At 62.6% G+C, this 22,949-nt stretch carries 21 protein-coding genes; 16 read left to right on the top strand and 5 right to left on the bottom strand.

The features are described 5' to 3' along the window. Positions 1 to 108: 108 nt before the first annotated feature. On the top strand, positions 109 to 1,029 hold the full coding sequence (lpxL, locus tag A5892_RS17000) for an LpxL/LpxP family Kdo(2)-lipid IV(A) lauroyl/palmitoleoyl acyltransferase (protein WP_064123804.1): 921 nt from the start codon (positions 109 to 111) through the stop codon (positions 1,027 to 1,029). A gap of 78 nt (positions 1,030 to 1,107) precedes the next feature. Here lpxL and ettA read toward each other — a convergent pair whose 3' ends face one another. Together ettA and A5892_RS16990 are read right to left on the bottom strand one after the other, a co-directional pair. Then, on the bottom strand, positions 1,108 to 2,769 hold the full coding sequence (ettA, locus tag A5892_RS16995; RefSeq protein WP_064123803.1) for an energy-dependent translational throttle protein EttA: 1,662 nt from the start codon (positions 2,767 to 2,769) through the stop codon (positions 1,108 to 1,110). A 239-nt stretch (positions 2,770 to 3,008) separates the two neighbouring features. After that, entirely contained in the window at positions 3,009 to 3,206 is a 198-nt protein-coding gene (locus A5892_RS16990; protein WP_064123802.1) for a PA3496 family putative envelope integrity protein, read from the bottom strand. A gap of 279 nt (positions 3,207 to 3,485) precedes the next feature. Between A5892_RS16990 and A5892_RS16985 the strand changes: the two genes are divergently transcribed. Continuing rightward, positions 3,486 to 3,758 carry a SelT/SelW/SelH family protein gene (locus A5892_RS16985; protein ID WP_064123801.1) on the top strand — a complete coding sequence of 91 codons (273 nt, stop codon included), beginning with the start codon at positions 3,486 to 3,488 and terminating at the stop codon, positions 3,756 to 3,758. Positions 3,759 to 3,768: 10 nt separating this feature from the next. Here A5892_RS16985 and A5892_RS16980 read toward each other — a convergent pair whose 3' ends face one another. Further along, positions 3,769 to 4,755: a CorA family divalent cation transporter gene (locus A5892_RS16980; protein WP_064123800.1), complete on the bottom strand. Its 987-nt coding sequence runs from the start codon at positions 4,753 to 4,755 to the stop codon at positions 3,769 to 3,771. A 75-nt stretch (positions 4,756 to 4,830) separates the two neighbouring features. Continuing rightward, positions 4,831 to 5,418 (bottom strand): arylesterase, encoded by a 588-nt coding sequence (locus A5892_RS16975; protein ID WP_150123659.1) that lies wholly within the window; start codon positions 5,416 to 5,418, stop codon positions 4,831 to 4,833. 271 nt (positions 5,419 to 5,689) lie between these two features. Here A5892_RS16975 and A5892_RS16970 point away from each other — a divergent pair, with 271 nt between their 5' ends. The 3 genes from A5892_RS16970 to A5892_RS16960 all read left to right on the top strand — a co-directional run bounded on the left by A5892_RS16970 (position 5,690) and on the right by A5892_RS16960 (position 9,736). Next, on the top strand, positions 5,690 to 6,409 hold the full coding sequence (locus tag A5892_RS16970) for an ABC transporter ATP-binding protein (RefSeq protein ID WP_064123799.1): 720 nt from the start codon (positions 5,690 to 5,692) through the stop codon (positions 6,407 to 6,409). After that, entirely contained in the window at positions 6,406 to 8,904 is a 2,499-nt protein-coding gene (locus A5892_RS16965) for an ABC transporter permease (RefSeq protein ID WP_190295698.1), read from the top strand. Before A5892_RS16970 ends, A5892_RS16965 begins: the two co-directional genes overlap by 4 nt. Before the next feature lie 154 nt (positions 8,905 to 9,058). After that, a complete protein-coding gene (locus A5892_RS16960) occupies positions 9,059 to 9,736 on the top strand; it encodes a hypothetical protein (protein WP_150123587.1) in 678 nt (225 codons plus the stop codon). On the opposite strand, the gene A5892_RS20355 is transcribed toward A5892_RS16960, so the two are convergent. Continuing rightward, entirely contained in the window at positions 9,683 to 9,982 is a 300-nt protein-coding gene (locus tag A5892_RS20355) for a hypothetical protein (RefSeq protein WP_064123797.1), read from the bottom strand. The genes A5892_RS16960 and A5892_RS20355 overlap by 54 nt on opposite strands. 300 nt (positions 9,983 to 10,282) lie before the next feature. Here A5892_RS20355 and A5892_RS16950 point away from each other — a divergent pair, with 300 nt between their 5' ends. The 11 genes from A5892_RS16950 (at position 10,283) to A5892_RS16900 (ending at position 22,812) form a co-directional block, all read left to right on the top strand. Further along, positions 10,283 to 11,161 (top strand): glycosyltransferase family 2 protein, encoded by an 879-nt coding sequence (locus A5892_RS16950; protein ID WP_411431759.1) that lies wholly within the window; start codon positions 10,283 to 10,285, stop codon positions 11,159 to 11,161. 44 nt (positions 11,162 to 11,205) lie between these two features. Next, on the top strand, positions 11,206 to 12,276 hold the full coding sequence (gene rfbB, locus A5892_RS16945; RefSeq protein WP_064123795.1) for a dTDP-glucose 4,6-dehydratase: 1,071 nt from the start codon (positions 11,206 to 11,208) through the stop codon (positions 12,274 to 12,276). 53 nt (positions 12,277 to 12,329) lie between these two features. Beyond that, positions 12,330 to 13,199: a glucose-1-phosphate thymidylyltransferase RfbA gene (gene rfbA / locus A5892_RS16940; protein ID WP_064123794.1), complete on the top strand. Its 870-nt coding sequence runs from the start codon at positions 12,330 to 12,332 to the stop codon at positions 13,197 to 13,199. A 4-nt stretch (positions 13,200 to 13,203) separates the two neighbouring features. Continuing rightward, positions 13,204 to 13,746: a dTDP-4-dehydrorhamnose 3,5-epimerase gene (gene rfbC, locus A5892_RS16935; RefSeq protein WP_064123793.1), complete on the top strand. Its 543-nt coding sequence runs from the start codon at positions 13,204 to 13,206 to the stop codon at positions 13,744 to 13,746. After that, the gene (rfbD, locus tag A5892_RS16930) at positions 13,743 to 14,633 is read left to right on the top strand and encodes a dTDP-4-dehydrorhamnose reductase (RefSeq protein WP_064123792.1); all 891 of its coding nucleotides are present in this window, start codon (positions 13,743 to 13,745) and stop codon (positions 14,631 to 14,633) included. The genes rfbC and rfbD overlap by 4 nt, the downstream gene beginning before the upstream one ends. Positions 14,634 to 14,681: 48 nt before the next feature. Continuing rightward, positions 14,682 to 15,989 (top strand): flippase, encoded by a 1,308-nt coding sequence (locus tag A5892_RS16925; protein WP_064123791.1) that lies wholly within the window; start codon positions 14,682 to 14,684, stop codon positions 15,987 to 15,989. A 219-nt stretch (positions 15,990 to 16,208) separates the two neighbouring features. Then, entirely contained in the window at positions 16,209 to 17,471 is a 1,263-nt protein-coding gene (gene glyA, locus A5892_RS16920; protein ID WP_064123790.1) for a serine hydroxymethyltransferase, read from the top strand. Positions 17,472 to 17,675: 204 nt separating this feature from the next. Continuing rightward, positions 17,676 to 19,130 (top strand): mannose-1-phosphate guanylyltransferase/mannose-6-phosphate isomerase, encoded by a 1,455-nt coding sequence (locus A5892_RS16915; RefSeq protein ID WP_317627702.1) that lies wholly within the window; start codon positions 17,676 to 17,678, stop codon positions 19,128 to 19,130. Between the two features lie 46 nt (positions 19,131 to 19,176). Then, positions 19,177 to 20,625: a hypothetical protein gene (locus A5892_RS16910; RefSeq protein WP_150123586.1), complete on the top strand. Its 1,449-nt coding sequence runs from the start codon at positions 19,177 to 19,179 to the stop codon at positions 20,623 to 20,625. Then, on the top strand, positions 20,612 to 21,604 hold the full coding sequence (locus tag A5892_RS16905; protein WP_064123788.1) for a glycosyltransferase family 4 protein: 993 nt from the start codon (positions 20,612 to 20,614) through the stop codon (positions 21,602 to 21,604). The genes A5892_RS16910 and A5892_RS16905 overlap by 14 nt, the downstream gene beginning before the upstream one ends. A gap of 83 nt (positions 21,605 to 21,687) precedes the next feature. Beyond that, complete coding sequence (locus tag A5892_RS16900; RefSeq protein WP_064123787.1) at positions 21,688 to 22,812, top strand: glycosyltransferase family 4 protein; 1,125 nt, start codon at positions 21,688 to 21,690, stop codon at positions 22,810 to 22,812. Positions 22,813 to 22,949 lie beyond the last annotated feature (137 nt).

Raw genomic sequence — 22,949 nt, 5'->3', positions numbered from 1 at the left:
TCTCGCCCTGGAGCCGTCGGCATCCGTCGCGCTTTATGGGTACAATGCGGCGCGCTCGGTTGTTCGTGGCTGAGCGGTGTTCCTTCGACCTATGGCACGCGATTTCACATGGCAAAGCAGAAGAAACCCTATCCCCAAAGCCACCTTCATCCCCGCTTCTGGCCCACCTGGGCGATGATCGCTGCGATGCGCATCGGCGCTTTCCTGCCGTGGCGGCTGAAACTGTGGGTCGGCAAGGGGCTGGGAGAGCTCGTCTACCGTACGCTCAAGCGGCGTCGCCACATCACCGAGACCAACCTGCGGCTGTGCTTCCCCGAGCTCGATGACGCCCAGCGAGAGGCGCTGGTGAAGCGCACCTTCCACGCCAATGGCATCGGAGTGCTCGAGACCGCCACGGGGTGGTGCCGCGATCCCGAGCACATGCGCCATCGCGTGGTGTTCAAGGGTACCGAGCACATGGAGCGGGCCAAGGCCGAGGGCAAGGGGGTGCTGATCATCGGCATCCACTTCTCGACCCTGGATCTCGGTGGTGCGCTGCACTCGCTGTTCTTCGACGCCGACGTGGTCTATCGCCAGCACAACAATCCGGTGTTCGAGAAGTTCATGACCCGCGCACGCAATCGGATATTCGGGCAGGCGATCGATCGCCACGACCTGCGCGGTGTGGTCAAGCGGATCAAGGCGGGCAATGCGGTGTGGTATTCCCCCGACCAGGATTTTGGCCGCGATGCCAGTGTGTTCGCTCCGTTCTTCGGCGTCGATGCCGCGACCATCAAGCTCACCGCCAAGATCGCTAAAATGACCGGGGCCCCGGTGATGCCGCTGATGTTCCATCGTAACGACGACGACTACACCTACACCCTCGAGTACCTGCCTGCGCTGGAAGGCTATCCGAGCGGTGACGACGTAGCCGATGCCACGCGGGTCAACGCCTTCATCGAACAGGCGATCCGCCGGCACCCCGAGCAGTACCTATGGCTGCACCGCCGCTTCAAGACGCGCCCCGAGGGCGAGCCCTCGCTCTACTAAGCCGGGCTCCGGCCCGAACCTCCACGGTTATCGTCCGCGCCCGCCGATGAGCGGGCGCGTCAGGCTACGAAGGCGTATTCAGGCGTCGATGCGCTTGTACTTGACCTTCTTCGGTACGTCGCTGCCGACCCGCTTGCGATAGTCCGCTTCGTACTCGGTATAGGAGCCCTCGAAGAAGGTCACCTGGGAGTCGCCTTCGTAGGCGAGGATGTGGGTGGCGACGCGGTCGAGGAACCAGCGGTCGTGGCTGATCACCATGGCGCAGCCAGGGAAGGCGAGCAGGGCCTCCTCGAGCGCACGCAGGGTCTCGATGTCGAGGTCGTTGGAGGGCTCGTCGAGCAGCAGCACGTTGGCGCCCTGCTTCAGCGTTTGCGCCAGTTGCAGCCGCCCGCGCTCGCCGCCCGAGAGGTCGCAGAGGAATTTCTGCTGGTCGGTGCCCTTGAAGTTGAAGCGGCCGACGTAGGCGCGCGAAGAGGTCTCGTAGCCGTTGATGTTGAGCACGTCCTGGCCATCGGAGACCGCTTGCCATACCGTCTGGCTGTCATCGAGGTGGTCACGCAGCTGCTCGACGTAGGCGATCTTGACGGTGTCGCCGAGCACGACCTCGCCGGCGTCCGGCTGCTCCTTGCCGGTCACCAGTTTGAACAGCGTCGACTTGCCGGCGCCGTTGCCGCCGATGATACCGACGATCGCACCGGTCGGGATGGTGAAGGAAAGGTCCTCGAACAGCACTTTGTCCTCGAAGCGCTTGGTCACGCCGTGGAACTCGATCACCTTGTCGCCCAGGCGCGGGCCGGGCGGAATGTAGATCTCATTGGTCTCGTTGCGCTTCTGGAAGTCGCTGGACTGCATCTCCTCGAACCTGGACAGCCTCGCCTTGCTCTTCGCCTGGCGGCCTTTTTGGCCCTGACGCACCCACTCGAGCTCCTGCTTGATCGCCTTCTGGCGCGAGGCCTCCTGCTTGGCCTCCTGCTCGAGACGCTTTTCCTTGGCCTCTAGCCAGTCGGAGTAGTTGCCCTCGAAAGGAATGCCACGGCCGCGGTCGAGCTCGAGGATCCAGCCGGCGGCGTTGTCGAGGAAGTAGCGATCGTGGGTCACCGCGACCACGGTGCCGGGATACTCGACCAGGAAGCGCTCGAGCCAGCCGACCGATTCGGCGTCGAGGTGGTTGGTCGGCTCATCGAGCAGCAGCATGTCGGGGTTCGAGAGCAGCAGCCGGCAGAGCGCCACGCGACGGCGCTCGCCGCCGGAGAGATGCTCGATCCTGGCGTCCCAGGGCGGCAGGCGCAGCGCCTCGGCGGCGACTTCGAGCTTGCGCTCCAGGTTGTGGGCGTCGGCTGCTTCGATGATGTTCTCGAGCCTCGCCTGCTTGGCGGCCAGGGCGTCGAAGTCGGCGTCCGGTTCGGCGTAGGCGACGTAGACCGCCTCGAGCTCGGCTTGGGCGCTCTTGACCTCACCGAGCGCCTCTTCGACCGTTTCTCGCACCGTCTTGGCGTCGTCGAGCTGGGGCTCCTGGGGCAGATAGCCGACGTTGATGCCCGGCATCGGCACGGCTTCGCCGTTGTACTCCTGGTCGACGCCGGCCATGATCCGCAGCAGCGAGGACTTGCCCGAACCATTGAGGCCGAGTACGCCGATCTTGGCGCCAGGGAAGAATGAGAGCGAGATGTCCTTGAGGATTTCGCGCTTGGGTGGGACGACCTTGCCGACCCGGTTCATCGAATAGACGTATTGCGCCATGTGTGACGATCTTCCTCGTGGTTTGTTGCACTCAGGGGGGAGCGATGCGTCTCGATCGCATAGGCTGCCCGCGCGCTCGGCGCATAGGCGATGGATTCCCCCGGCGAATGGGGCCGATGATAAAGAGCCGAGCCGGGCAAGACCAGCCGGAGAAGGAGAATCGGGGAATAGGAGGAGGGCGAAACGTCGACGACGCCCGAAGGCGTCGTCGAAGGGGGACCGAAGCGCTGGCGGAAGAGTTACTCCTCTTCGTCGAACTCCCCATCCCAGCTGTCCTCGATCAGGCGCTGCAAGCGCCGCTCCTCGAGCAGTGCCTCGACCCGTCGCCGTGTGCGGGGATCACTCTTGGCGCGGCTCTTGGGGGCGAAGATCTCGTCATTGACGGCTTCCAGATCGTCACCGTCATCCTGCTGATCCGAGTAGAGTTCCGAGCTCATCTTGACACCTCCAACGAAGCGTGTTTTTGCCTCTTTGAAAAGCATGAACGCTGTATAACGTGCTTGGCTGCCGATGACAAGCGCTTTGTCCATCGTCTTGGCGATGGTCGGAAGTGGGAGCGCGGGACGGCTGGTTTTCGCCGCTCTGGAGCCTGTGGCGATTGCGGTGGAGAATGCTCATCGCCAGGTCGTCGACCCTGTGTGCCCGGTGCCGGAAAGGTTGCCGCTCCGGGGCCATTCGCCGAGCCGTCGGCATCCGTCCACCGATGAGGAAATGCAATGAAGATAGCCATCCATTACTGCACCCAGTGCCACTGGCTGCTGCGTGCCGGCTGGTATGCGCAGGAGCTGCTGCAGACCTTCGGCGAATCGCTCGAGGAGGTCGCGCTGGTGCCGAGCCATGGCGGGCGCTTCGAGATCCTCGTCGATGGCGAAAGCCTGTGGGAGCGGGTGCGCGACGAAGGCTTTCCCGAGATCAAGGCGCTCAAGCGGCTGGTTCGGGACCGGCTCGATCCCGAGCGTGACCTAGGGCATATCGATCGCCATAGCTGATACCGCTTCTCTATCCGCGCTGGCGATAGCGCTGCCAGCCCCAGACCGCTGCCAGCACCAGCACGCTGACCAGCAGGCATAGCACCAGGACCAGGGCGAAGCCGTAGGGGTTGTTCGCCCCAGGGATGCCGCCGACGTTTATGCCCAGGAGGCCTGTGAGGAAGGTCAGCGGCAGGAACAGCACGGTGATGATCGACAGCAAATACATCCGGCTGTTGAGCCGCTCATTGTGGATGCTCCAGATCTGCTCCTGGATGATCAGCGCGCGCTCCTGCATCGCGCGCACGTCTTCGATGTAGCGGTACAGGTGGTTGGCGACCTCGCGCAGCGCCAGCCGGTTGGTCTCGTCGAGACCGAGCGAGGCATCGCAGAGGCGATTGAGACAGTCGTACTGTGGCTCCATGAAGCGACGCAGGGTGATCATCGGCCGGCGCAGCCGGGCGAGGTCGTCGCCGTTGAGCTCGGTGCCGGTCAGCATCTTCTCCTCGCCCTGGCTGAGCGCCTCGTCGATCTCGAGCAGCAGCTCACCCATCTGGTCGATCATGTGATCCGCCATCTCGACCATCAATGCGGTGACGTTCGACGCACCGCTGCCCGAGGCGAGATCGTCGCGAACCTGCTGGATCGCCTGCAGCGGACGGCGACGCAGCGTGATCAGCCGATTGTGGCTCAGCCATACCCGCAGCGAGATCAGGTCGTCCGGCGCCTCTCCCGGGTTGAGGTTGACGCCCCGCAAGGTGGTCATCAGGCCGCCGGAAAAGCGCGCCACGCGAGGACGGGTGTACTCTTCGAGCAATGCCTCGATCAGCGCCTCGTCGAGCTCGGCGAGGGTGGAGAGATAGTAATCGGCGTCTGCGAAGGTGAAGTCGAGATGCATCCAGATGTCGTTGGGATCGCTGTCCCAGGCTGCGTTCAGCGTTTCCGTACTCAGAGGGTTTCCGCCGCCTTTGCCATCGAGTCGATAGGCCGCCACTAGTGCGCTGCCGGTCTGCGCCATGAAAGCTCTCCTTGGGCCTGGCTTGGGTTTCGTGGTGCCGCTCGCCGAGCGGGGGACGGCAAGTCGTTGCGAAAATCAGCTCGGCTCACCGAGCAGCGGTGCCAGCACTTGCCACAGGTTGTCGAGCAGCCGGGGCTGGGCGCTGGCGTTCGGGTGGATGCCGTCGCTTTGCATCAGCGCGTTGTCGAGCGCTACGCCTTCGAGCAAAAACGGCAGGTAGGGGATGGCGTACTCTTGCGCCAGCGCCGGGTAGACCCCGGCGATGGCATCGGCATAGGGTTGGCCATAGTTGGGCGGGATCATGATGCCGAGCAGCACCACCTGGGCGCCCTCGGCGCGGATGAGTTCGATCATCCGGGCGAGATTGGCGCGCATTTGCCGCGGTGGCAGGCCCTGGAGCCCATCGTTGCCGCCCAGTTCGAGCAGTACGTAGTCGGGGCGATAGCGCTCGAGCACCGCGGGCAGGCGTTCGAGGCCGCCCGCCGTGGTCTCGCCGCTGATGCTTGGGTTGACCACCCGATACTCATCGCCAAGGCGCTCGGAGAGCAAATTCACCCAGCCTTGCTCGCGCTCGATGCCGAGCGCCGCGCTGAGGCTGTCGCCGAAGACCATGACCGTCGGTCGATCAGCCTCGTCCTCGGCGTGGACGAGCGGCGTACTCATCAGCAGTAGCGAGAGCAGCAAGAACAGCGGCAGCGCCAACCATTTGCTTGCCCGACGTTGAAAAAGATCCCCTCCGGCCCATGCTTTGGTCGAGTCACGCGTATGATCGATACACGCCCGCCCTCGAGCGTCGAGGCGCGAGACGAAGAGCTGGGGGCGTGAAGGTGGGGACATCTTGCGCTCCTTGCGATGGGGATGGGCCGCTGCGGCGCTCAACTTGAAGGTGTCGATACCCCCTTATGATAAGACGAGACGCGAGATCGGACGAACTATGGGTGAGCAGAAACACGACCAGCCAGTGATTCGCGTCGATGACTTGAACAAGACGGTCGGTATCGGCGAGCGCCAGCTATCGGTCCTCGATGGCTTGAGTCTATCGATCGGCGCCGGCGAGAGCGTTGCAGTGCTGGGCAGCTCCGGCGCGGGAAAATCGACCCTGCTCGGGCTGATGGCGGGGCTCGACGCGCCGACCAGCGGCAGTATCGCACTCTTCGGCCAGGAGCTTGCGCATCTCGACGAGGATGGCCGGGCGCGGCTGCGCGCGGGGCGCGTCGGCTTCGTGTTCCAGAACTTCCAACTGCTGCCGACGCTGACCGCGCTCGAGAACGTGATGCTGCCGCTCGAAATGGCCGGCGGGCGAGCCGATACCGCGCTTGCTCGCCGCTGGCTCGAGCGGGTCGGGCTCAATGAGCGCGCAGGGCATCTGCCCAGGCAGCTTTCCGGCGGCGAGCAGCAGCGCGTGGCGGTGGCGAGGGCGTTCGTCACCGAGCCGAAGCTGGTGTTCGCCGACGAGCCGACTGGCAATCTCGATCGAGCGACCGGCCAGCGCATCATCGATCTTCTGTTCTCGCTCAATCGTGAACGCGGTACCACCCTGGTACTGGTGACCCACGACCTGGCGCTTGCCAACCGTTGCCAGCGCCGGCTGCATCTCGAGCAGGGGCGAATACGCGAGACCTGCGACGACGTCGAGCCGGAGTGGCAGCAGTGATCCATCTGCTCGGCTACTCGTTGCGCGCGCTGCGTCGCGATGCTCGGGCGTCGGACGTCAGGGCGTTGTTCATCGCGCTGTGCGTTGCGGTGGCGGCGACCACGATGATCGGCTTTTTCCTCGAAAGGGTCGAGTCGGGGCTCGAGCGCCAGGCCGGGCGGCTGCTCGGCGGTGACCTGGTGCTGGTCAAGGGCAGCGATTTCGATGCCGACACCGTGGAGCGGCTCGAGGCGTCGGGTATGCGGCTGAGCGAACAGATACGCAGTGTATCGATGGCGAGTCGCGACGACGGCTTCCAGATGGTCAGCTTCAAGGCTGTGGATGCTAACTACCCGCTGTACGGCACCGTGATCATCGATCGCGGAGATGGTGCGTTCGACACCCAGGGCGGCCCGCCGCGCGGCTCGGTCTGGGTCGAGCCGCGACTCGCCCAGCTGCTGGCCCTGCGGCTCGACGACCAGCTGCAGCTCGGCAGCCGGCACTACCGGGTGGACGCGTGGCTGGTGAGCGAGCCCGACCAGCAGCTCGGCTTCGAGGACCTGAGCCCGCGGGTGATGATCCAGCGGGCTGATCTCGACGACAGTGGTCTGCTGCAGCCCGGGGCGAGACTGACCTACCGGCTGATGGCGGCGGGTGACGCCGCACAGCTTGCAAGCCTCGATCCGCAGCTGCAGCGCTGGCGCGACCAGGGGATTCGGGTGCTCGATGTGCGCGAGGACAGCCCGAGCCTCGGACGTGCCCTCGAGCGTGCCCAGCAGTACCTGAGCCTGGCGGGGCTCGCCGCGGTGCTGCTCGCGGGTGTCGCGGTAGCGATGGCGATCCGCCGCTACGTTGAGCGTCATCTCGATGCCGCCGCGCTGGCGCGCTGTTTCGGCATGGTCCAGCGTGACCTGGTGGCGCTGTTCGTGCTCCAGCTCGGCTGGCTGGCGCTTGCCGCCACGCTTGTGGGAGCGCTGCTTGGCGCACTGGGCCAGGCGCTGCTGGTGCGGCTGCTGGCTGCATTCCTCCCACTCGAGCTGCCCGCGCCGGGTTTCACCCCGCTGGCGATGGGGCTGCTCACCGCACTCGCCGTGCTGATCGGCTTCGCCGGGCCGACTCTCGCCCGGCTGCGTCAGGTCAGCGCGCTCAAGGTGCTGCGCCGCGAGCTCGAGCCGCTGCCGGTGTCGGGGTGGCTGGCGCTGGGCGTCGCCACCCTCTGCTTCGGTGCGTTGCTGTGGCTCTATAGCGGCGAGCTGCTGCTCTCGCTCGGCGTACTGCTGGGCGGGCTGGTGCTGCTCGCCGCGCTTTGGGGGGCGACCTGGGTGGCGCTGGATCTTTTGTTCTACCTCGCCCGCTGGCTGCCATCGACCCTGCGTATCGGTGCCCGGCAGCTGGCGCTCAGGCGTCGGGCGAGCGTGGGCCAGCTGGTGGCGTTCTCGGTGACCTTCGCGGCGATGGCAATCATCAGCCTGGTGCGCGGCGATGTGATCAGCGATTGGCAGGCGAGGCTGCCGGTCGATGCGCCGAACCAGTTTGCGATCAATATCCAGCCGAGCCAGCTGGATGCCTTCGCCGGCGCGCTCGATGGCACTGGCGAGTCGCGCTCGGACTTCTTCCCGATCGTGCGCGGGCGCCTGACCATGATCAACGGTGTCACCGCGCGCCAGGCGGTGCCGGAGGAGGCTCGCGAGGATGGCAACCTGAGCCGCGAGATCAACCTCACCTGGCGCGAGGAAATGCCACCCGACAACCAGATCATCGCAGGTGAGTGGTTCACCGTGGGCGAAGGAGGGGAGCCTGCACCGATATCGATCGCGAGCGATCTGTCCGAACGCCTCGGCATCGACCTGGGCGACGTGCTCGGCTTCGATATCGGCGGTGAAATCCTCGACGCTCGGGTGACCAGTATTCGCGAAGTCGAGTGGGAGGCGTTCCGGCCCAATTTCTTCGTGATCTTCCCTCCGGGGGAGCTCGAGCGCTTCGGTGCCAGCTACATCACCTCCTTCTATCTATCCGCCGAGCACCAGGGGCTGCTCAACCAGCTGGTGCGGGACTTTCCCTCGGTCACCCTGCTCGATATAGATGCCTTGCTCACTCAGCTGCGCGAGATTCTCGCCCAGGTTTCACGAGCGGTGGAGGCGATCCTGGCGCTGGTGCTGTTCGCGGGGGTCGCCGTGCTCTACGCGGCGATGATCGTCTCGCATCCCGCGCGGGCCCATGAAGGGGCACTGCTGCGGGTGTTCGGCGCGGGAGACCGCTACCTGCTGCGTGTCCAGGCCACCGAGTTCGTGCTGCTCGGTGTCGGCAGCGGGCTGCTTGGTGCCGCGCTCGCCGAGCTGGCCGCCGCGGCGCTCTATCTTGGCTGGCTGGATCTCCCGGCGCGACCGCATCCGCTGCTGTGGCTATCGATGCCACCGCTCGGTGCCTTGCTGATCGGGGGGATCGGACTGCTGCTCTCGCGCTCCCTGCGCCGCACCGCGCCATTGGAGAGTCTCAAGCTGCTGGGGGAAGGGTGATCGATACGATTGGGGATCTGAAAGTGGGCATTCAAAGCTGAATGTGGGATATCCCTCACTGGCCACGGTGGCGAAAAGTGACCACCGGCGCTGCTGATTTGTGGCAAAATGCGCGCCATCCGAAAATTTAATAGCTCGCTAATTAGAGTGGCCCGTGACCAAGTTCCATAATCCTCTTCCCGACGGCGCTCAGGCGCCGTTGCTTTCTCCCCGTGAATCTACTGGCGTATTGCTGCGGGTGGTGCTCTACATTCTCGTCATCGTTGGCTACGCCCAAGGCATGCTGTGGGATGCCCAGCGCGGGATGGATGCATCGCTCAAATTCTCCGAGTGGTCGTTCACCGAGATCACCCAGAGTGGCATTCTGGCGCTCACCGTCATCGGGCTTCTGGCGGTGCGGCGATACTTCGGATTGTTCCGCGTCGGCCTGATGGTCATGGCGATGTTCGCGCTCTCGGCGCTGCTGAGAGAAAACGATGCGCTGATGGATGATCTGATCAGCCACGGTTTCTGGAAATGGCCGGTGGCGCTGGTAGCGCTGCCGACGCTCTACTATCTGCTCCACCATCGTTATCGGCTGTTCGTCGAGATGCGGCTCTATTTCACCTCGATGCCGTTCGGACTCTTCCTGGCGGGGTTCCTGTCCACCTTCGTCTTCTCCCGTCTGCTGGGGCGCGGGAAGATGTGGCAGGCGGCGATGGGCGACGACTATATGCGCATCGTCAAGGACATGGTCGAGGAGTGCTCCGAATCGATCGGTTACCTGCTCATCCTCTTCTCAGTGATCGAGCTTTACTTCTTCGCCCAGCGCCTGCGTCGCCATTACGGCTGAACCTGGCTGATCCGCGCCCACGGGTCGGGGAAGATCGACCGAAGCGAGGTCCAAGGTTTCGTCGTCGACCGGCGCGATGTGGGCAACCCAGGCTTCGATCCGCTCGGAGAGCCGATGTCCGACGCTGGTGCCGGGGCCGACCACCACCGCCATGGTCAGCGCCAGGATCGACAGCGCGGCGAGCGTGCCGCTGAGATGATCGCGCCAGCGGCGTCTAGGGTGGTGCGTGGTTTCTCTCCTGGTCATCGTCGTCCGGGCTTCCTTGTCGGGGCATGGTCGGGGCATGCATGAGCAGGCGGGACACAGGCTTTCTGACCGCGGTGACGGGGGGATGTTCCCCATGGGCCGGTGCGTCGTCGACGTGGTAAGCCGAAAGCCAGCATGACATGATGCGGGGCGGTTCGCAGGCAGCGGCTCGTTCGATGATCGCCGCGCGCGGGACTGGTCCTGGGTCATGGAGTGTCTTGGAAAAACATGGTTTATATCGTTATTTTGAATTGGCAGGGAGCCCAAGACACGATCGCCTGCCTGCGCAGTCTGTTCGCCATGAGCGGGCAGCGATTCAGGCTGTTGGTCTGCGACAACCGCTCGCAGGATGATTCATACGAGGTGATCAAGCGCTGGTTCGAGGCTCAGGCGCCTGATGACAGAATGCAGCTGTCCCTGCTCGAGCTGAGCGCGCAGGAGGCGAGCCGCCACGTGGTCGACGAGCGGGAATCCTGCCTGTATCTGATTCAGACCGGGGCGAACCTTGGCTTCGCTGGAGGCAACAACGTCGGTATCCGCATGGCGCTGAATCAACCAGACATGGAGTACGTCTGGTTGTTGAACAACGATACCGAAGTGGCCCCCGACTGCTTGTCGAAGATGGTCGAACGGTGTCGCGAGGATCCCTCGATCGGCATCTGCGGTGCCAAGCTGGTTTACGCGCATGATCGCGGCAAGCTGCAGGGATTGGGGGGCTGCTATAATCCCTGGCTCTGCACCACCCGGCACTACGAGGCCTGGTCTCCCAGTGAAGGGCACTATGATCGCGCCCTGGTCGAAGACCAGATCGATTACGTGATCGGCGCATCGATGCTGCTTTCACGCTCTTTGCTCGAACAGGTGGGAATGCTTCGCGAAGACTACTTCCTGTATTACGAAGAGCTCGACCTCTGCCTGCGCGCCAAGGGGCGCTTCCGGCTCGGGGTCAGTCTCGACAGCGTGGTGTATCACAAGGAAGGGGCGAGTACCGCCTCCGGTACCAGCGCTCTTTCCGATTACTACATCGTCAGGAACCGGCTCAAGTTGACTCGCAGGTTCCACCCGCTACGCTTGCCGATCGTCTGGGCGAGCCTCTTTCTTGTCTGGCTCAATCGCCTGCGCCGTGGGGAGTACGCCAAGGCGCGAGTAGTGGCTCGCATCATCGTCAAGGGCCGGTGAGATCACCAGCCCCAGACGACCGCCCCTTGAATGGAACGACTAGCATGAGCAAACGCATTCTCGTCACTGGTGGTGCTGGATTCATCGGTTCAGCGGTGGTTCGCCGCTTGATCCAGTCCACACCGCACAGGGTCGCCAATGTCGATTCGCTGACCTATGCGGGAAACCTGGAGTCGCTGCAGAGCGTGCTCGATTCCGAGCGTTACGACTTTCATCATGTCGATATCTGCGATCGCGAGGCGCTGGATGCCATCTTTGCCGAGTTCCGTCCCGACGCAGTGATGCATCTCGCCGCCGAATCGCATGTCGATCGTTCGATCGACAGCCCCGCAGAGTTCATCCGCACCAACGTGCTCGGTACCTACACCCTGCTCGAAGCGGCGCGCTGCTACTGGATGACGCTCGCGCAGGACGAGAAAGCGGCTTTTCGTTTTCATCACGTCTCCACCGACGAGGTCTATGGAGACCTGCATGGCAGCGAGGCGTTCTTCGTCGAGACCACGGCCTATGCGCCGAGCTCTCCCTATTCCGCTTCCAAAGCGGGGTCCGACCATCTGGTCAGAGCGTGGCACCGTACCTATGGTCTGCCCATCGTCATCACCAACTGTTCGAACAATTACGGGCCCTACCATTTCCCTGAAAAGCTGATTCCCCATATGGTCCTCAACGCGCTGAAAGGCGAGCCGCTGCCGGTTTATGGTGATGGCGGCCAGATCCGCGACTGGTTGTACGTCGAGGATCATGCCCGCGCACTGATCGAGGTCGTGACGCGAGGGCGGGTGGGTGAGACCTATAATATCGGTGGCCACAACGAGAAACGTAACCTTGAAGTGGTCGAGCGGATCTGCGACCTGCTCGAGGAGCTCGCACCGCAAAAGCCGGCGGGGGTTGGCACCTACCGGGAGTTGATCACTTTCGTTCCCGACCGTCCGGGGCATGACCAGCGCTACGCGATAGATGCCTCCAAGCTGCAGCGCGAATTGGGCTGGACTCCCAGCGAGAGCTTCGATAGCGGGATGCGCAAGACGGTGGTGTGGTACTTGGAGAACCGGCAGTGGTGGCAGCGCGTGCTCGACGGCGATTATCGCCTGGGCCGTCTGGGTTCTGGCGCTTGAGAACGCGTGGCGGAATGGGCGCGATCCGCTCTAGTCGCCCATAAGGAGGAGCAATGAAGGGAATCATTCTTGCCGGCGGTTCAGGTACGCGACTGCACCCGATCACCCGCGGCGTCTCCAAGCAGCTGTTACCGATCTACGACAAGCCGATGATCTACTATCCGCTGTCGGTGCTCATGCTGGCGGGCATCCGCGAGATATTGATCATTTCCACGCCCGAGGATCTTCCCAATTTCCGCAAGCTGCTCGGCGATGGCAGCTGCTTCGGGGTGTCGCTTTGCTATCGTGAGCAGCCCTCTCCCGACGGATTGGCCCAGGCGTTCATCATCGGTGAATCCTTCATCGGCGACGACGATGTCTGCCTGATTCTCGGCGACAACATCTTCTACGGGCAGAGCTTCAGCGCGATGCTGCGCGAAGCGGCGGCTCGTTCTTCGGGCGGGACGATCTTCGGCTATCGCGTCGCCGATCCGGAGCGTTTCGGCGTGGTCGAGTTCGATCACGAGGGGCGCGCACTCTCGATCGAGGAGAAGCCTGAACGACCGCGTTCGCCCTATGCGGTGACGGGGCTCTACTTCTACGACAACAAAGTGGTGGAAATCGCCAAGCGAGTACAGCCATCGGAGCGAGGCGAGCTTGAGATCACGGCGATCAACAATGCCTACCTCGAGCTCGGTGAGTTGCGCGTGCAGCTGCTCGGCAGGGGCTTCACTTGGCTCGACACCGGAACCCACGACTCGCTGATGGAGGCGAGCCAGTTCGTGCATATTCTCGAAACCAGGCAGGGTCTCAAGATCGCCTGCCTCGAAGAGATCGCCTATCGCCAAGGGTGGCTTACCCGTGACCGATTGCTGGCCGAGGCGCAGCGGCTGGAAAAAACCGGCTATGGGCAGTACCTGTTGCAGATTTGCCGATCGGAGTAGTTCCATGAAAGTCATTGAGACACATCTGCCCGGCGTCCTGGTGCTCGAACCCAAGGTATTCGCAGATGGACGGGGCTTTTTCCTCGAGACCTTCCAGGCCGAGCGTTATCGCGAGGCTGGCATCGAGCCGGCGTTCGTCCAGGACAACCACTCGCGCTCCTCGCGGGGAGTGCTGAGGGGGCTGCATTTCCAGCGCACCAGGCCGCAGGGCAAGCTGGTGCGAGTCAGTCGCGGAGCCGTCTACGACGTAGCGGTCGACATCGATCCCGCCTCTCGGACTTGCGGCCAGCACTTCGGTATCGAGCTCAACGACCAGAACCAGCGCCAGCTCTGGATTCCTCCAGGCTATGCGCACGGTTTCTGCGTGCTCAGCGAGGTGGCCGACTTCCAGTACAAGTGCACCGACTACTATCTGCCGGGCGACGAGGGCGGGGTGATCTGGAACGATGCGCAGATCGGCATCGACTGGCCCATCGAGTCGCCGCTGCTCTCGGACAAGGATGCGGCCAATCCGACTTTACGCGAGCTGCTGGAGCGAGTGTCTTGAGCCGAAGAGTGCTGGTCGGCGGTGCGACGGGGCAGGTCGGTAGAGCGCTGCTCGAACGCGCGCCGCTCGATGTCGAGGCCATCGGTGTCGGCTCGAGCGAGCTCGACCTCACCGACCCTGGCGCGATCGATGCGGCCTTCGCGCGCTGGCGGCCCGACCAGGTCATCAACGCCGCGGCCTATACGGCCGTCGATCGCGCCGAGAGTCAGCCGGAGCTCGCCTTCGCGGTCAACCGTGATGGACCCGCCCGGCTTGGCCGGGCCGCCGCCGCCGCTGGGATTCCGGTGCTGCACGTCTCCACCGACTACGTCTTCGGCGGAGACTGCGATCGCCCCTATCGGGAGGACGATCCTACCGCGCCGAACAGCGTCTATGGCGCCAGCAAGCTGGCCGGTGAGAGGGCGCTCCTGGCCGCCTCGCCCGATAGCCTGGTGCTGCGGACCAGCTGGGTGTTCGGCATCCACGGCCAGAATTTCGTCAAGACGATGCTGAGGCTCGGCGTTGAGCGCGATGAACTCGGCATCGTCGCGGACCAATGGGGCTGCCCGACTTCGGCGGTGAGCATCGCCGAGGCGCTGTGGCGGCTCGGCGAAGCGCTAGCCTCTCCATCGCCACCGGGTGCTGGGGTTTATCACTTCGCCGGCGCGCCAGCCTGCACTTGGTATGATTTCGCCGAGACGATCTTCCAGCGTGCGCAGGCGCTGGCAGTGCTTGCGCGCGTGCCGCGTCTGCGCCGGTTGTCGACCGAGGAGTATCCGACCCCGGCGCAGCGACCTGCCTGGTCGGTACTGGATTGCTCGAAGCTCGAACGCGAGGCAGCGATAGCGCCGAGCGACTGGAGAGAGGATCTCGAATCCATGCTTGCCGCGCTGGCGGTACGGCGATGAGAGGATCGCTCGCGGCCGGCAACGGGTGTCGCGGTAAGGAGCCGTGCGGTGATCGCTAAAGTGCTGGGGAGGCTGCGATCCGGGCACTCCGGCAACATTGCCTGGAGCCTGGCCGGTTTCATCGTGCCCCTGGCAGTGGGCTTGGTGTTCATTCCGCTGATCATCAGGCAGATGGGTGTCGAGCTGTTCGGGGTGCTGTCGATCATCTGGATGCTGATCGGCTACTTCACCCTTTTCGACCTGGGCATCAGCCGCGCGTTGACCTTCCTGCTCTCGCGCAATATCGGCGCGGGAGAAGTCGAGCGCAACCGGTTGGTTTATTCCACCGCGCTGCCGGTGGTTTGCATCATGGGTCTGCTCGGCGGGGTACTGTTCTGGTCGTGCTCCGAGGTGCTCGCGACCAGGGTGTTCAATGTCGATGCGGCGCTGATTCCTGCGGTTCGCGATGCCTTCAGGTGGACGGCGATAGCGATTCCTTTCACCATCTGGGCGACGGTGATGCGCTCGTGTCTTGAAAGCTACGCTGAGTTTCGCCTGATCAACCTGGTCAAGATTCCGATCAATGCCTGTTTCTTGGTCGGCCCTTATGCGTTCTATTGGTTCAGTGACAGTTTCTCGCTCGCGGTGCTATCGCTGCTGCTGGCCCGGATCGCCATGTTCGTCGCCTACCTCTTAGCCAACCAGCGCCATCTGCGCTTTTCGGTGGGTGCGATCCAGCCCGCGCTGCTGAAGGAGCTGTTCGCCTTCGGCGGATGGATGACGGTCTCGAACGTGGTCAGCCCGATCATGGTCTATTTCGACCGTTTCCTGATCGGCAGCTTCCTCTCCGTTACGCTGGTCGGCTACTACTCCGCGCCCTACGAGATCGTCACCAAAGTGCTGGTGGTTCCGATCGCGATCGCCAGCGTGCTCTTCCCGGCGGTGTCGAAGGCGCTTTCCGAGCGAAACGTCGAAGAGGTGCGCTCGTTGATCAAGCGCTTCGGCATGCTGATCGCCGGGTTGGTGGGCGTGGTCACCCTTTGCCTGATCAGCGCCGGTGGTTGGGGGCTTGAGTGGTGGCTTGGGCCCGAGTTCCGGGAGCAAGGGTATTGGGTACTGTTCTGGATTTCGCTGGGGGTGCTGTTCAACTCGCTTGCCCAGGTGCCCTTCTGCGTCATCCAGGCCTCGGGGGCCTCCAAGGTCACCGCGTTGATCCATCTGGCGGAAGTCCCGCTCTATCTGGTGGCCCTGTCGGTGGCGCTGGTCTGGTACCAGAGCATCTCCGCGGTAGCCTTCGTCTGGTGCTTGCGGGTGCTCGTGGACCTGCTGGTACTGACTTGGGTGTCAGGCCGGCTGGTGGATGCCAAGGCGCGCTAGGCCGGGAATTTCAGCGCGACATCGCCTGCGCCGATCGCGCCACCGCTCGTGTAAAGCGCAGGGGCCTGCGCTATCATGGCGCCCATCTCGACCCCATCGCGCCGCAGAAGGCCTCGATCCCTCCCAGCCGGGAAATCGTCGATACTCATCGCCCCGGGCCCGCGGTGACGCATTGGTCAGCCAGATTTCCAACCGCCACCTTGCAATGAGGAATGCTTCATGTTCACCCGTGACATGACCATCGCCGGCTACGATGACGTGCTGCTGAGCGCGATCGACGAAGAAGTACAGCGTCAGGAGGATCACATCGAGCTGATCGCCTCCGAGAACTACACCAGTCCTCGCGTCATGGAGGCCCAGGGCAGCCAGCTGACCAACAAGTACGCCGAAGGCTATCCGGGCAAGCGCTATTACGGTGGCTGCGAGTTCGTCGACAAGGTAGAGCAGCTCGCCATCGAGCGCGCCTGCCAGCTGTTCGGCGCCGACTACGCCAATGTCCAGCCGCACTCCGGCTCCCAGGCCAATTCCGCGGTGTTCCAGGCGCTGGTCTCCCCCGGCGACACCGTGATCGGCATGAGCCTCGATGCCGGTGGCCACTTGACCCACGGCGCCAAGCCGAGCTTCTCCGGCAAGCACTACAATGCGATCCAGTATGGCCTCGACGAGCAAGGGTTGATCGACTATGACGCGATCGACCGGCGCGCCAAGGAGCACCAGCCGAAGATGATCATCGCTGGTTTCTCCGCCTATTCCCAAGTGATCGACTGGGCTCGCTTTCGCGAGATCGCTGACGGCGTCGGTGCCTGGTTCTTCGTCGACATGGCCCACGTTGCGGGCCTGGTCGCCGCCGGTGAATATCCCAGCCCGCTGCCGCATGCTCATGTCGTGACCACCACCACCCATAAGACCCTGCGCGGCCCGCGTGGTGGCCTGATTCTTTCGGCCAGCGGCGATCTGGATCTCTACAAGAAGCTCAACTCCGCCGTCTTCCCCGGCCAGCAGGGCGGCCCGCTGATGCATGTGATCGCCGCCAAGGCGGTGTGCTTCAAAGAAGCGCTCGAGCCCGAGTTCAAGGTCTACCAGCGCCAGGTGGTCAAGAACGCCAAGGCCATGGCCGGCGTATTCCTCGAGCGAGGCTTCGATGTCGTCTCGGGCGGCACCGAAGACCACCTCTTCCTGCTTTCCTTGGTCAAGCAGGGCATCACCGGCAAGGATGCCGATGCCGCGCTTGGCCGGGCGCATATCACCGTCAACAAGAATTCGGTGCCCAACGATCCGCAGAGCCCCTTCGTCACCTCCGGCCTGCGTATCGGCACCCCAGCCGTTACCACCCGCGGCTTCGAAGAGGCCGAGTGCAAGGCGCTGGCCGGCTGGATCTGCGACATCCTCGATGCGCTGGCCAAGGGCGATAGTGGCGAGGTGGAGGCCCGCGTTCGTGGTGAGGTCGAGGCGGTGTGCAAGCGCCTGCCGGTGTATGGCTAAGCCTTGAGCATCGTCTCGCTATGTTGGACAGCTGAGTAGCAAAGACAGGAATCATGTTCGCGCAGGCGAGTATGGTTCCTGTTTTTCTTCTTCCGGCGTGGCGGCCGAGTAGAGGAATGATTGCTACATTGTTTTGGAACGGAGCACGTTCAATTCAGTTCGTATTTCCGTCTGCGCGTATCACGCTCAGGCACACGGACAGGCGTGACATATGGTGAAGAGGGGATCGATTTGAACAGCGAAGCGGTGATCACTCCGGTCGTCATGGCGGGCGGCAGCGGAACTCGCCTATGGCCGCTTTCCAGGCGTCTGCGGCCCAAGCAGTTTCTTGATCTCCTCGGTGAAGGGACTTTGCTCCAGCAGACCCTGGCGCGTCTCGAGGGGCTGCCCTGTACCGCACCGATCGTCATCTGTAACGAGGAACATCGATTTCTGGTCGCCGAGCAGCTTCGTGCCTCCGAGGTCGGTGACACCTGCCTGCTGCTCGAGCCCGAAGGCCGCAACACCGCACCCGCGATCGCTCTCGGCGCGCTGCAGGCCGAGCGTGCAGGCGCCGAGGAGAGCGCGCTGCTGCTGGTTCTGGCTGCCGATCACGTGATCCAGGACGTCGATGCTTTCCAGGCCGCGGTTCGCCGCGCGGTGCCGCTTGCGGCACAGGGGCATCTGGTGACCTTCGGTATCGTGCCTTCCCGGGCTGAAACCGGCTACGGCTACATCCAGCGTGGCAAAGCGCTGGATGCCGGTTTCGCGGTGCAGCGATTCGTCGAAAAACCGGATGCGCAGACGGCTGCGCGCTATCTGGAAAGCGGTGAGTATCTCTGGAACAGCGGCATGTTCCTGATGCGCGCCGATCGCTACCTGGGAGCGCTCGGCCAGTACGCGCCCGATATGCTGGCCGCTTGCGAGGCCGCGATCGAAGGTGCCGCTGCGGACCTGGACTTCATTCGCGTCGATGCCGAGGCGTTTTCGCGCTGTCCGAGCGATTCGATCGACTATGCGGTGATGGAGAAGGACCCGCGCGTCGCGGTAGTGCCGTTGCAGGCGGGGTGGAGTGACATCGGCTCTTGGTCTTCGCTGTGGGAAATCAGCGACAAGGACCAGGATGGCAACGTACTCACCGGCGACGTGATAGCCGACACCACCCGTAACACCCTGGTCCATTCGAGCCATCGACTGGTCGCGACGGTAGGAGTCGAGGATCTCGTCGTCGTCGAAACCAAGGATGCGGTCCTGATTACGCGCAAGGATCAGGATCAGCGCGTCAAGCTCGTCGTCGAGCAGCTCAAGCAGCAAGGCCGCTGCGAGCACGATAACCATCGGGAAGTCTATCGTCCCTGGGGCAAGTACGACTCCATCGACATGGAGGCGCGCTATCAGGTCAAGCGAATCACCGTCAATCCTGGCCAGAAGCTCTCGGTACAGATGCACCATCATCGTTCCGAGCATTGGGTCGTGGTCTCGGGTACTGCCCTGGTGGGCATCGACGGGGAAGAAAAACTGGTAGCGGAAAATGAGTCGGTCTACATTCCTTTGGGCGCCACGCACTACATGTCCAATCCCGGAAAAATCCCGCTCGAATTGATCGAGGTTCAGTCCGGTGCCTATCTCGGCGAGGACGATATCGTTCGTTTCGAGGACCTCTACGGTCGCTCTCAGTAAGGATGTGGCGGTAGGCAGGGGAGCGCAGCTGCGTCGATCGCTCGAAGTGCTCGCCGCTCTCCTGGATCGATGGCAAGTACGCTCTATTTTTTCGGGAAATGATCATGCGGTTCATGAAAAATATAGAGGCATTATTTTGAGGACTGAATCGCGCTGGATGGGTGGTGTCTTTCTCTCGGCATGCCTGCTGGTCTTGCTGAGTGGTGAATTATCCAACCTTTATGCCTATCTAGTGCATGCAGAAGGTGTGAATGCCGGCACTTATGCGATCTTCATGGCCGCCACCGTCTGTGCGGCTCTGGGGATCATCGGCGGCAGGCAGCGATTGAATTCCATTCCCGCCCTCACCTTGCTCGCCCTGCTTGCGTTCGGTGTAATCCTGGCATTGATCTATCAGCTGCTCTATGCGCCTGACCCGGTTCTTGCGATCAAGGCTAGCCTGTCATATTTCTTCATTCCGTTCTGTGCGCTAGGTGCGTATGCGTTCCATGTGACATCTAGCCGTCTTTCCAGCCAGTTTTTTCTGGTGGCGGGGATTTTCCTCTCGAGCATCGGCATCATGCAGTATCTGCTCGGATATGCCGTCGACGAAGGCTGGCTAGTGTTGATGGGGGAGGAAGTGCTGGGCTTTCCACCTCTCGGTTGGGTGAGGCCAACTGCATTGGTGGGGAATTCGATCATTTTTGCAGCAGTAATATTCCTCTTTCTTGTCTTCAGCTATCAATATTATCTCAGCGAAGGGAGCTGGCTGTCGGGATTGGCCGTCGTCATGCTCGCGTCGGTGCAGTACCTGGCCATGTCCCGTTATGCATTGGCCGCGACCGCGGGTTGGTGTGCATTGCTGACGATTCTCTGGTTCGTCTTGGCAAGTGATCGTAGGCGCTACTTGACGCGATTGGCGATCGTCATCGCGATCACCGCATTTTCCTGTGTGGCGCTCACTGCCTACAATTCGATCGCCCATCACTCGGTGGATCCATTGTTTCCGACGCAAACAACTAGCTCGAACTGGCTGATCGTCGAGCGTTTCGATAGTTCTGCGGGGCTATCTCAAGGGTCGAATGAAGACCACAGGGCCGAAGCTCTTCAAGCGATGGAGTTCATTCGAAGTGGCGAGGCTCCTCTCGGATGGGGAAGTCAAGGAATCAGCGCCGACAGCAGGATCATCACCGATGGACTCTGGTTTCAATTCGGCATCGAGCTTGGGCTTTGGGGTGCCATCGCTTTCGTTGCCTGGCTCGTCGCTTTGGCGGTCGCCGTGATCATGATGATGCGCTCGGCCCTGCGAGAGCATGGCTGGAGAGAGAGTCGGATCATGCTGGCGCTCGGGCTCACATTGATGGGATACATCGTTTATTCGCTGGTCGGAGGCTGGGTGAATTCATCGCTCGCAGGTCGTGTAGGCTATTTCTTCTTCTGGACGATGATCGGCTGTTTCTTTGGCGAGATAAGCAGGCTTCGTCGTTCATCAGGTGCCGCTGATGAGCCGCGCTGAATATGTTTTCGATGAGCGTTGGATTGGTGAGCACGGCATCGGGCGCTTCGCTGGCGAGCTCTTTCAACGAGTGGACGGCCTGCATGGAATCCAACTGGGCGGCAAGCCGAGCGGTGCGCTGGATCCACTGAAGACCGGTCTTTGGTTGCTCAGGCATCCGCACAAGCGTCTGTTCACTCCTGGCTACAACGCTCCGCTGTTCGCTCGGTCACGTAGCGTGATTACCGTGCATGATCTCAATCACATCGACGTCGATGAGAGCAGCAGCGCGCTGAAGCGCCTTTACTACGCTCAGGTGCTCAAACCCGCCTGTCGACAAGCTCGCCGTGTGCTCACGGTCTCCGCTTTCTCCCGGCAGCGGATCATCGATTGGAGCGGTGCCTCGCCCGAGCGCGTGATCAACGTCGGCAACGGCGTGTCGAGCGTCTTCGGCGTTGAAGCGGCGGCCGGAGAGTCACCCTCTACGTCTCGCTACTTCTTTTGCGTCAGTAACCGTAAGTCGCATAAGAACGAGCGACGCCTGATCGAAGCCTTTGCCAAAGCCCGCTTGCCCGAAGACGTAGAGTTGATGATGACCGGGCAGAGCACCGCCGAGCTCGATGAGCAGATTGCCCGTCTCGGCGCGGCTGCACGCATCCGCTTTACTGGGCGCCTGGATGATGCCCAACTCGCGGCCTGCTATCGTCATGCCATTGCGTTGCTCTTTCCCTCCCTGTACGAGGGCTTTGGCTTACCGGTGGTCGAAGCGATGGCATGCGGTACACCGGTGCTGACCTCGACCGTCACCTCGCTGCCTGAGATCGCGGGTGACGCCGCTTGGCTGGTCGACCCTCTGCGGGTGGACGAAATACGCCAGGGGATCGAGCGTCTGCATGACGATGCGGACCTGCGTGCCCGTTTGCGAGACAAGGGCATCGAGAGGGCGCGGTCGTTCAGCTGGGAGCGTGTGGCTGAGCGCGTTCGGCTGGCCTTGCAGTGATGAAAATGGTCAACGGCGAACGTGCGGAATGGTCAATCGTCATGGATGAAGATATGAACTCGAAGGGAAGGGGCTGTCTCTAAGTGAAAATTGCACTGGTGACGGACTGGCTGATCTCCTATGCCGGTTCCGAGAAGGTCGAAGAGGCCATCCTGGGTCTTTTCCCCGAGGCTGACGTGTATACCTGCGTCTATGATCCTGATGCTTTTTCGCAAACCCGCTTCGTCGAGCACGAGGTGAGGCAGTCTTTCATCTCGAGGCTGCCTAAAGCGAAAACCCATTATCAGAAGTATCTGCCGCTGATGCCCTATGCGGTCGAGCAGTTCGATCTTGCCGCCTATGACGTGATCATTTCCAGCTCCCACGCGGTTGCCAAGGGCGTGCTGACCGGGCCAGACCAGCTGCACGTCTGCTACTGCCATACGCCGATCCGCTACGCTTGGGACTTCCAGCACCAGTATCTGGCCGAATCCGGGATGGGGAAGGGGATCAAGGGCATCGTTGCGCGCTATCTGCTCCACCGGCTGCGTCTGTGGGACGTCCGCACCGCCAATGGCGTCGACTTCTTCGTCGCCAACTCCCGCTATATCGCGAGAAGGATCAACAAGGTCTATCGCCGGGATGCCGAGGTCATCTACCCGAACGTGGCGGTGGACGACTTTTCCCTGGTCGAGGAGAAAGACGACTTCTATCTGGCGGCCTCCAGACTCGTGCCCTACAAGCGCGTCGCGCTGATCGTCGAGGCGTTCACCAAAATGCCGGACAAGCGTCTGGTGGTGATCGGCCATGGCGAGCAGATGGGGCAGATCAAACAGATGCTGACCCCCAACATCACTTATCTTGGCTATCAGCCCTTCGCTGAGCTCAAGCACTACATGGAGCAGGCCAAAGCGTTCGTTTTCGCCGCGGAGGAAGATTTCGGCATCATGCCGATCGAGGCCCAGGCGTGCGGCACGCCGGTCATTGCCTACGGTCGCGGCGGCGCGCTGGAGACGGTGGTGGATGGCGAGACCGGGATTCACTTTTACGAGCAGAGCTGTGCCGGCATCGTCGCCGCGGTCGAGCGATTCGAGCGCGAAGGGGTGAAACGTTCACCCGCCCTCATTCGAAGCCACGCCGAGCGGTTCTCCAGGCAGCGGTTCGACGAACGGTTCAAGAACTTCGTCGATGAGCGCTGGTCTGAGTTTCGTCGGCAGCGAGGCTTCTAGCAACGATGCATGCGTCCCCGCGAGGCGTCGGAGCCGGGCGCATTTCCAGGGTAGAAGGGTGATATCCTCTCCGCCCCCATGAACGTCGACGCATCGTTGTACGATCGGGACATGCGGTGGTGGAAAGGACTCTGGTG

It is taken from the genome of Halotalea alkalilenta, assembly GCF_001648175.1.
GTDB lineage: Bacteria > Pseudomonadota > Gammaproteobacteria > Pseudomonadales > Halomonadaceae > Halotalea > Halotalea alkalilenta_A.
The sequence above is the reverse complement of the archived record's forward strand: the minus strand, read 5'-3'. Positions and strand labels throughout refer to the sequence as shown.

Coding starts and splice junctions, on each gene's coding strand:
- rfbB (WP_064123795.1), top strand. CDS start 11,206: ATGAGCAAACGCATTCTCGTCACTGGTGGTGCTGGATTCATCGGTTCA.
- A5892_RS16985 (WP_064123801.1), top strand. CDS start 3,486: ATGAAGATAGCCATCCATTACTGCACCCAGTGCCACTGGCTGCTGCGT.
- rfbC (WP_064123793.1), top strand. CDS start 13,204: ATGAAAGTCATTGAGACACATCTGCCCGGCGTCCTGGTGCTCGAACCC.
- A5892_RS16980 (WP_064123800.1), bottom strand. CDS start 4,755: ATGGCGCAGACCGGCAGCGCACTAGTGGCGGCCTATCGACTCGATGGC.
- A5892_RS16975 (WP_150123659.1), bottom strand. CDS start 5,418: ATGAGTACGCCGCTCGTCCACGCCGAGGACGAGGCTGATCGACCGACG.
- A5892_RS16950 (WP_411431759.1), top strand. CDS start 10,283: ATGAGCGGGCAGCGATTCAGGCTGTTGGTCTGCGACAACCGCTCGCAG.
- A5892_RS16970 (WP_064123799.1), top strand. CDS start 5,690: ATGGGTGAGCAGAAACACGACCAGCCAGTGATTCGCGTCGATGACTTG.
- glyA (WP_064123790.1), top strand. CDS start 16,209: ATGTTCACCCGTGACATGACCATCGCCGGCTACGATGACGTGCTGCTG.
- A5892_RS16990 (WP_064123802.1), bottom strand. CDS start 3,206: ATGAGCTCGGAACTCTACTCGGATCAGCAGGATGACGGTGACGATCTG.
- ettA (WP_064123803.1), bottom strand. CDS start 2,769: ATGGCGCAATACGTCTATTCGATGAACCGGGTCGGCAAGGTCGTCCCA.
- A5892_RS20355 (WP_064123797.1), bottom strand. CDS start 9,982: ATGACCAGGAGAGAAACCACGCACCACCCTAGACGCCGCTGGCGCGAT.
- lpxL (WP_064123804.1), top strand. CDS start 109: ATGGCAAAGCAGAAGAAACCCTATCCCCAAAGCCACCTTCATCCCCGC.
- rfbA (WP_064123794.1), top strand. CDS start 12,330: ATGAAGGGAATCATTCTTGCCGGCGGTTCAGGTACGCGACTGCACCCG.
- A5892_RS16905 (WP_064123788.1), top strand. CDS start 20,612: ATGAGCCGCGCTGAATATGTTTTCGATGAGCGTTGGATTGGTGAGCAC.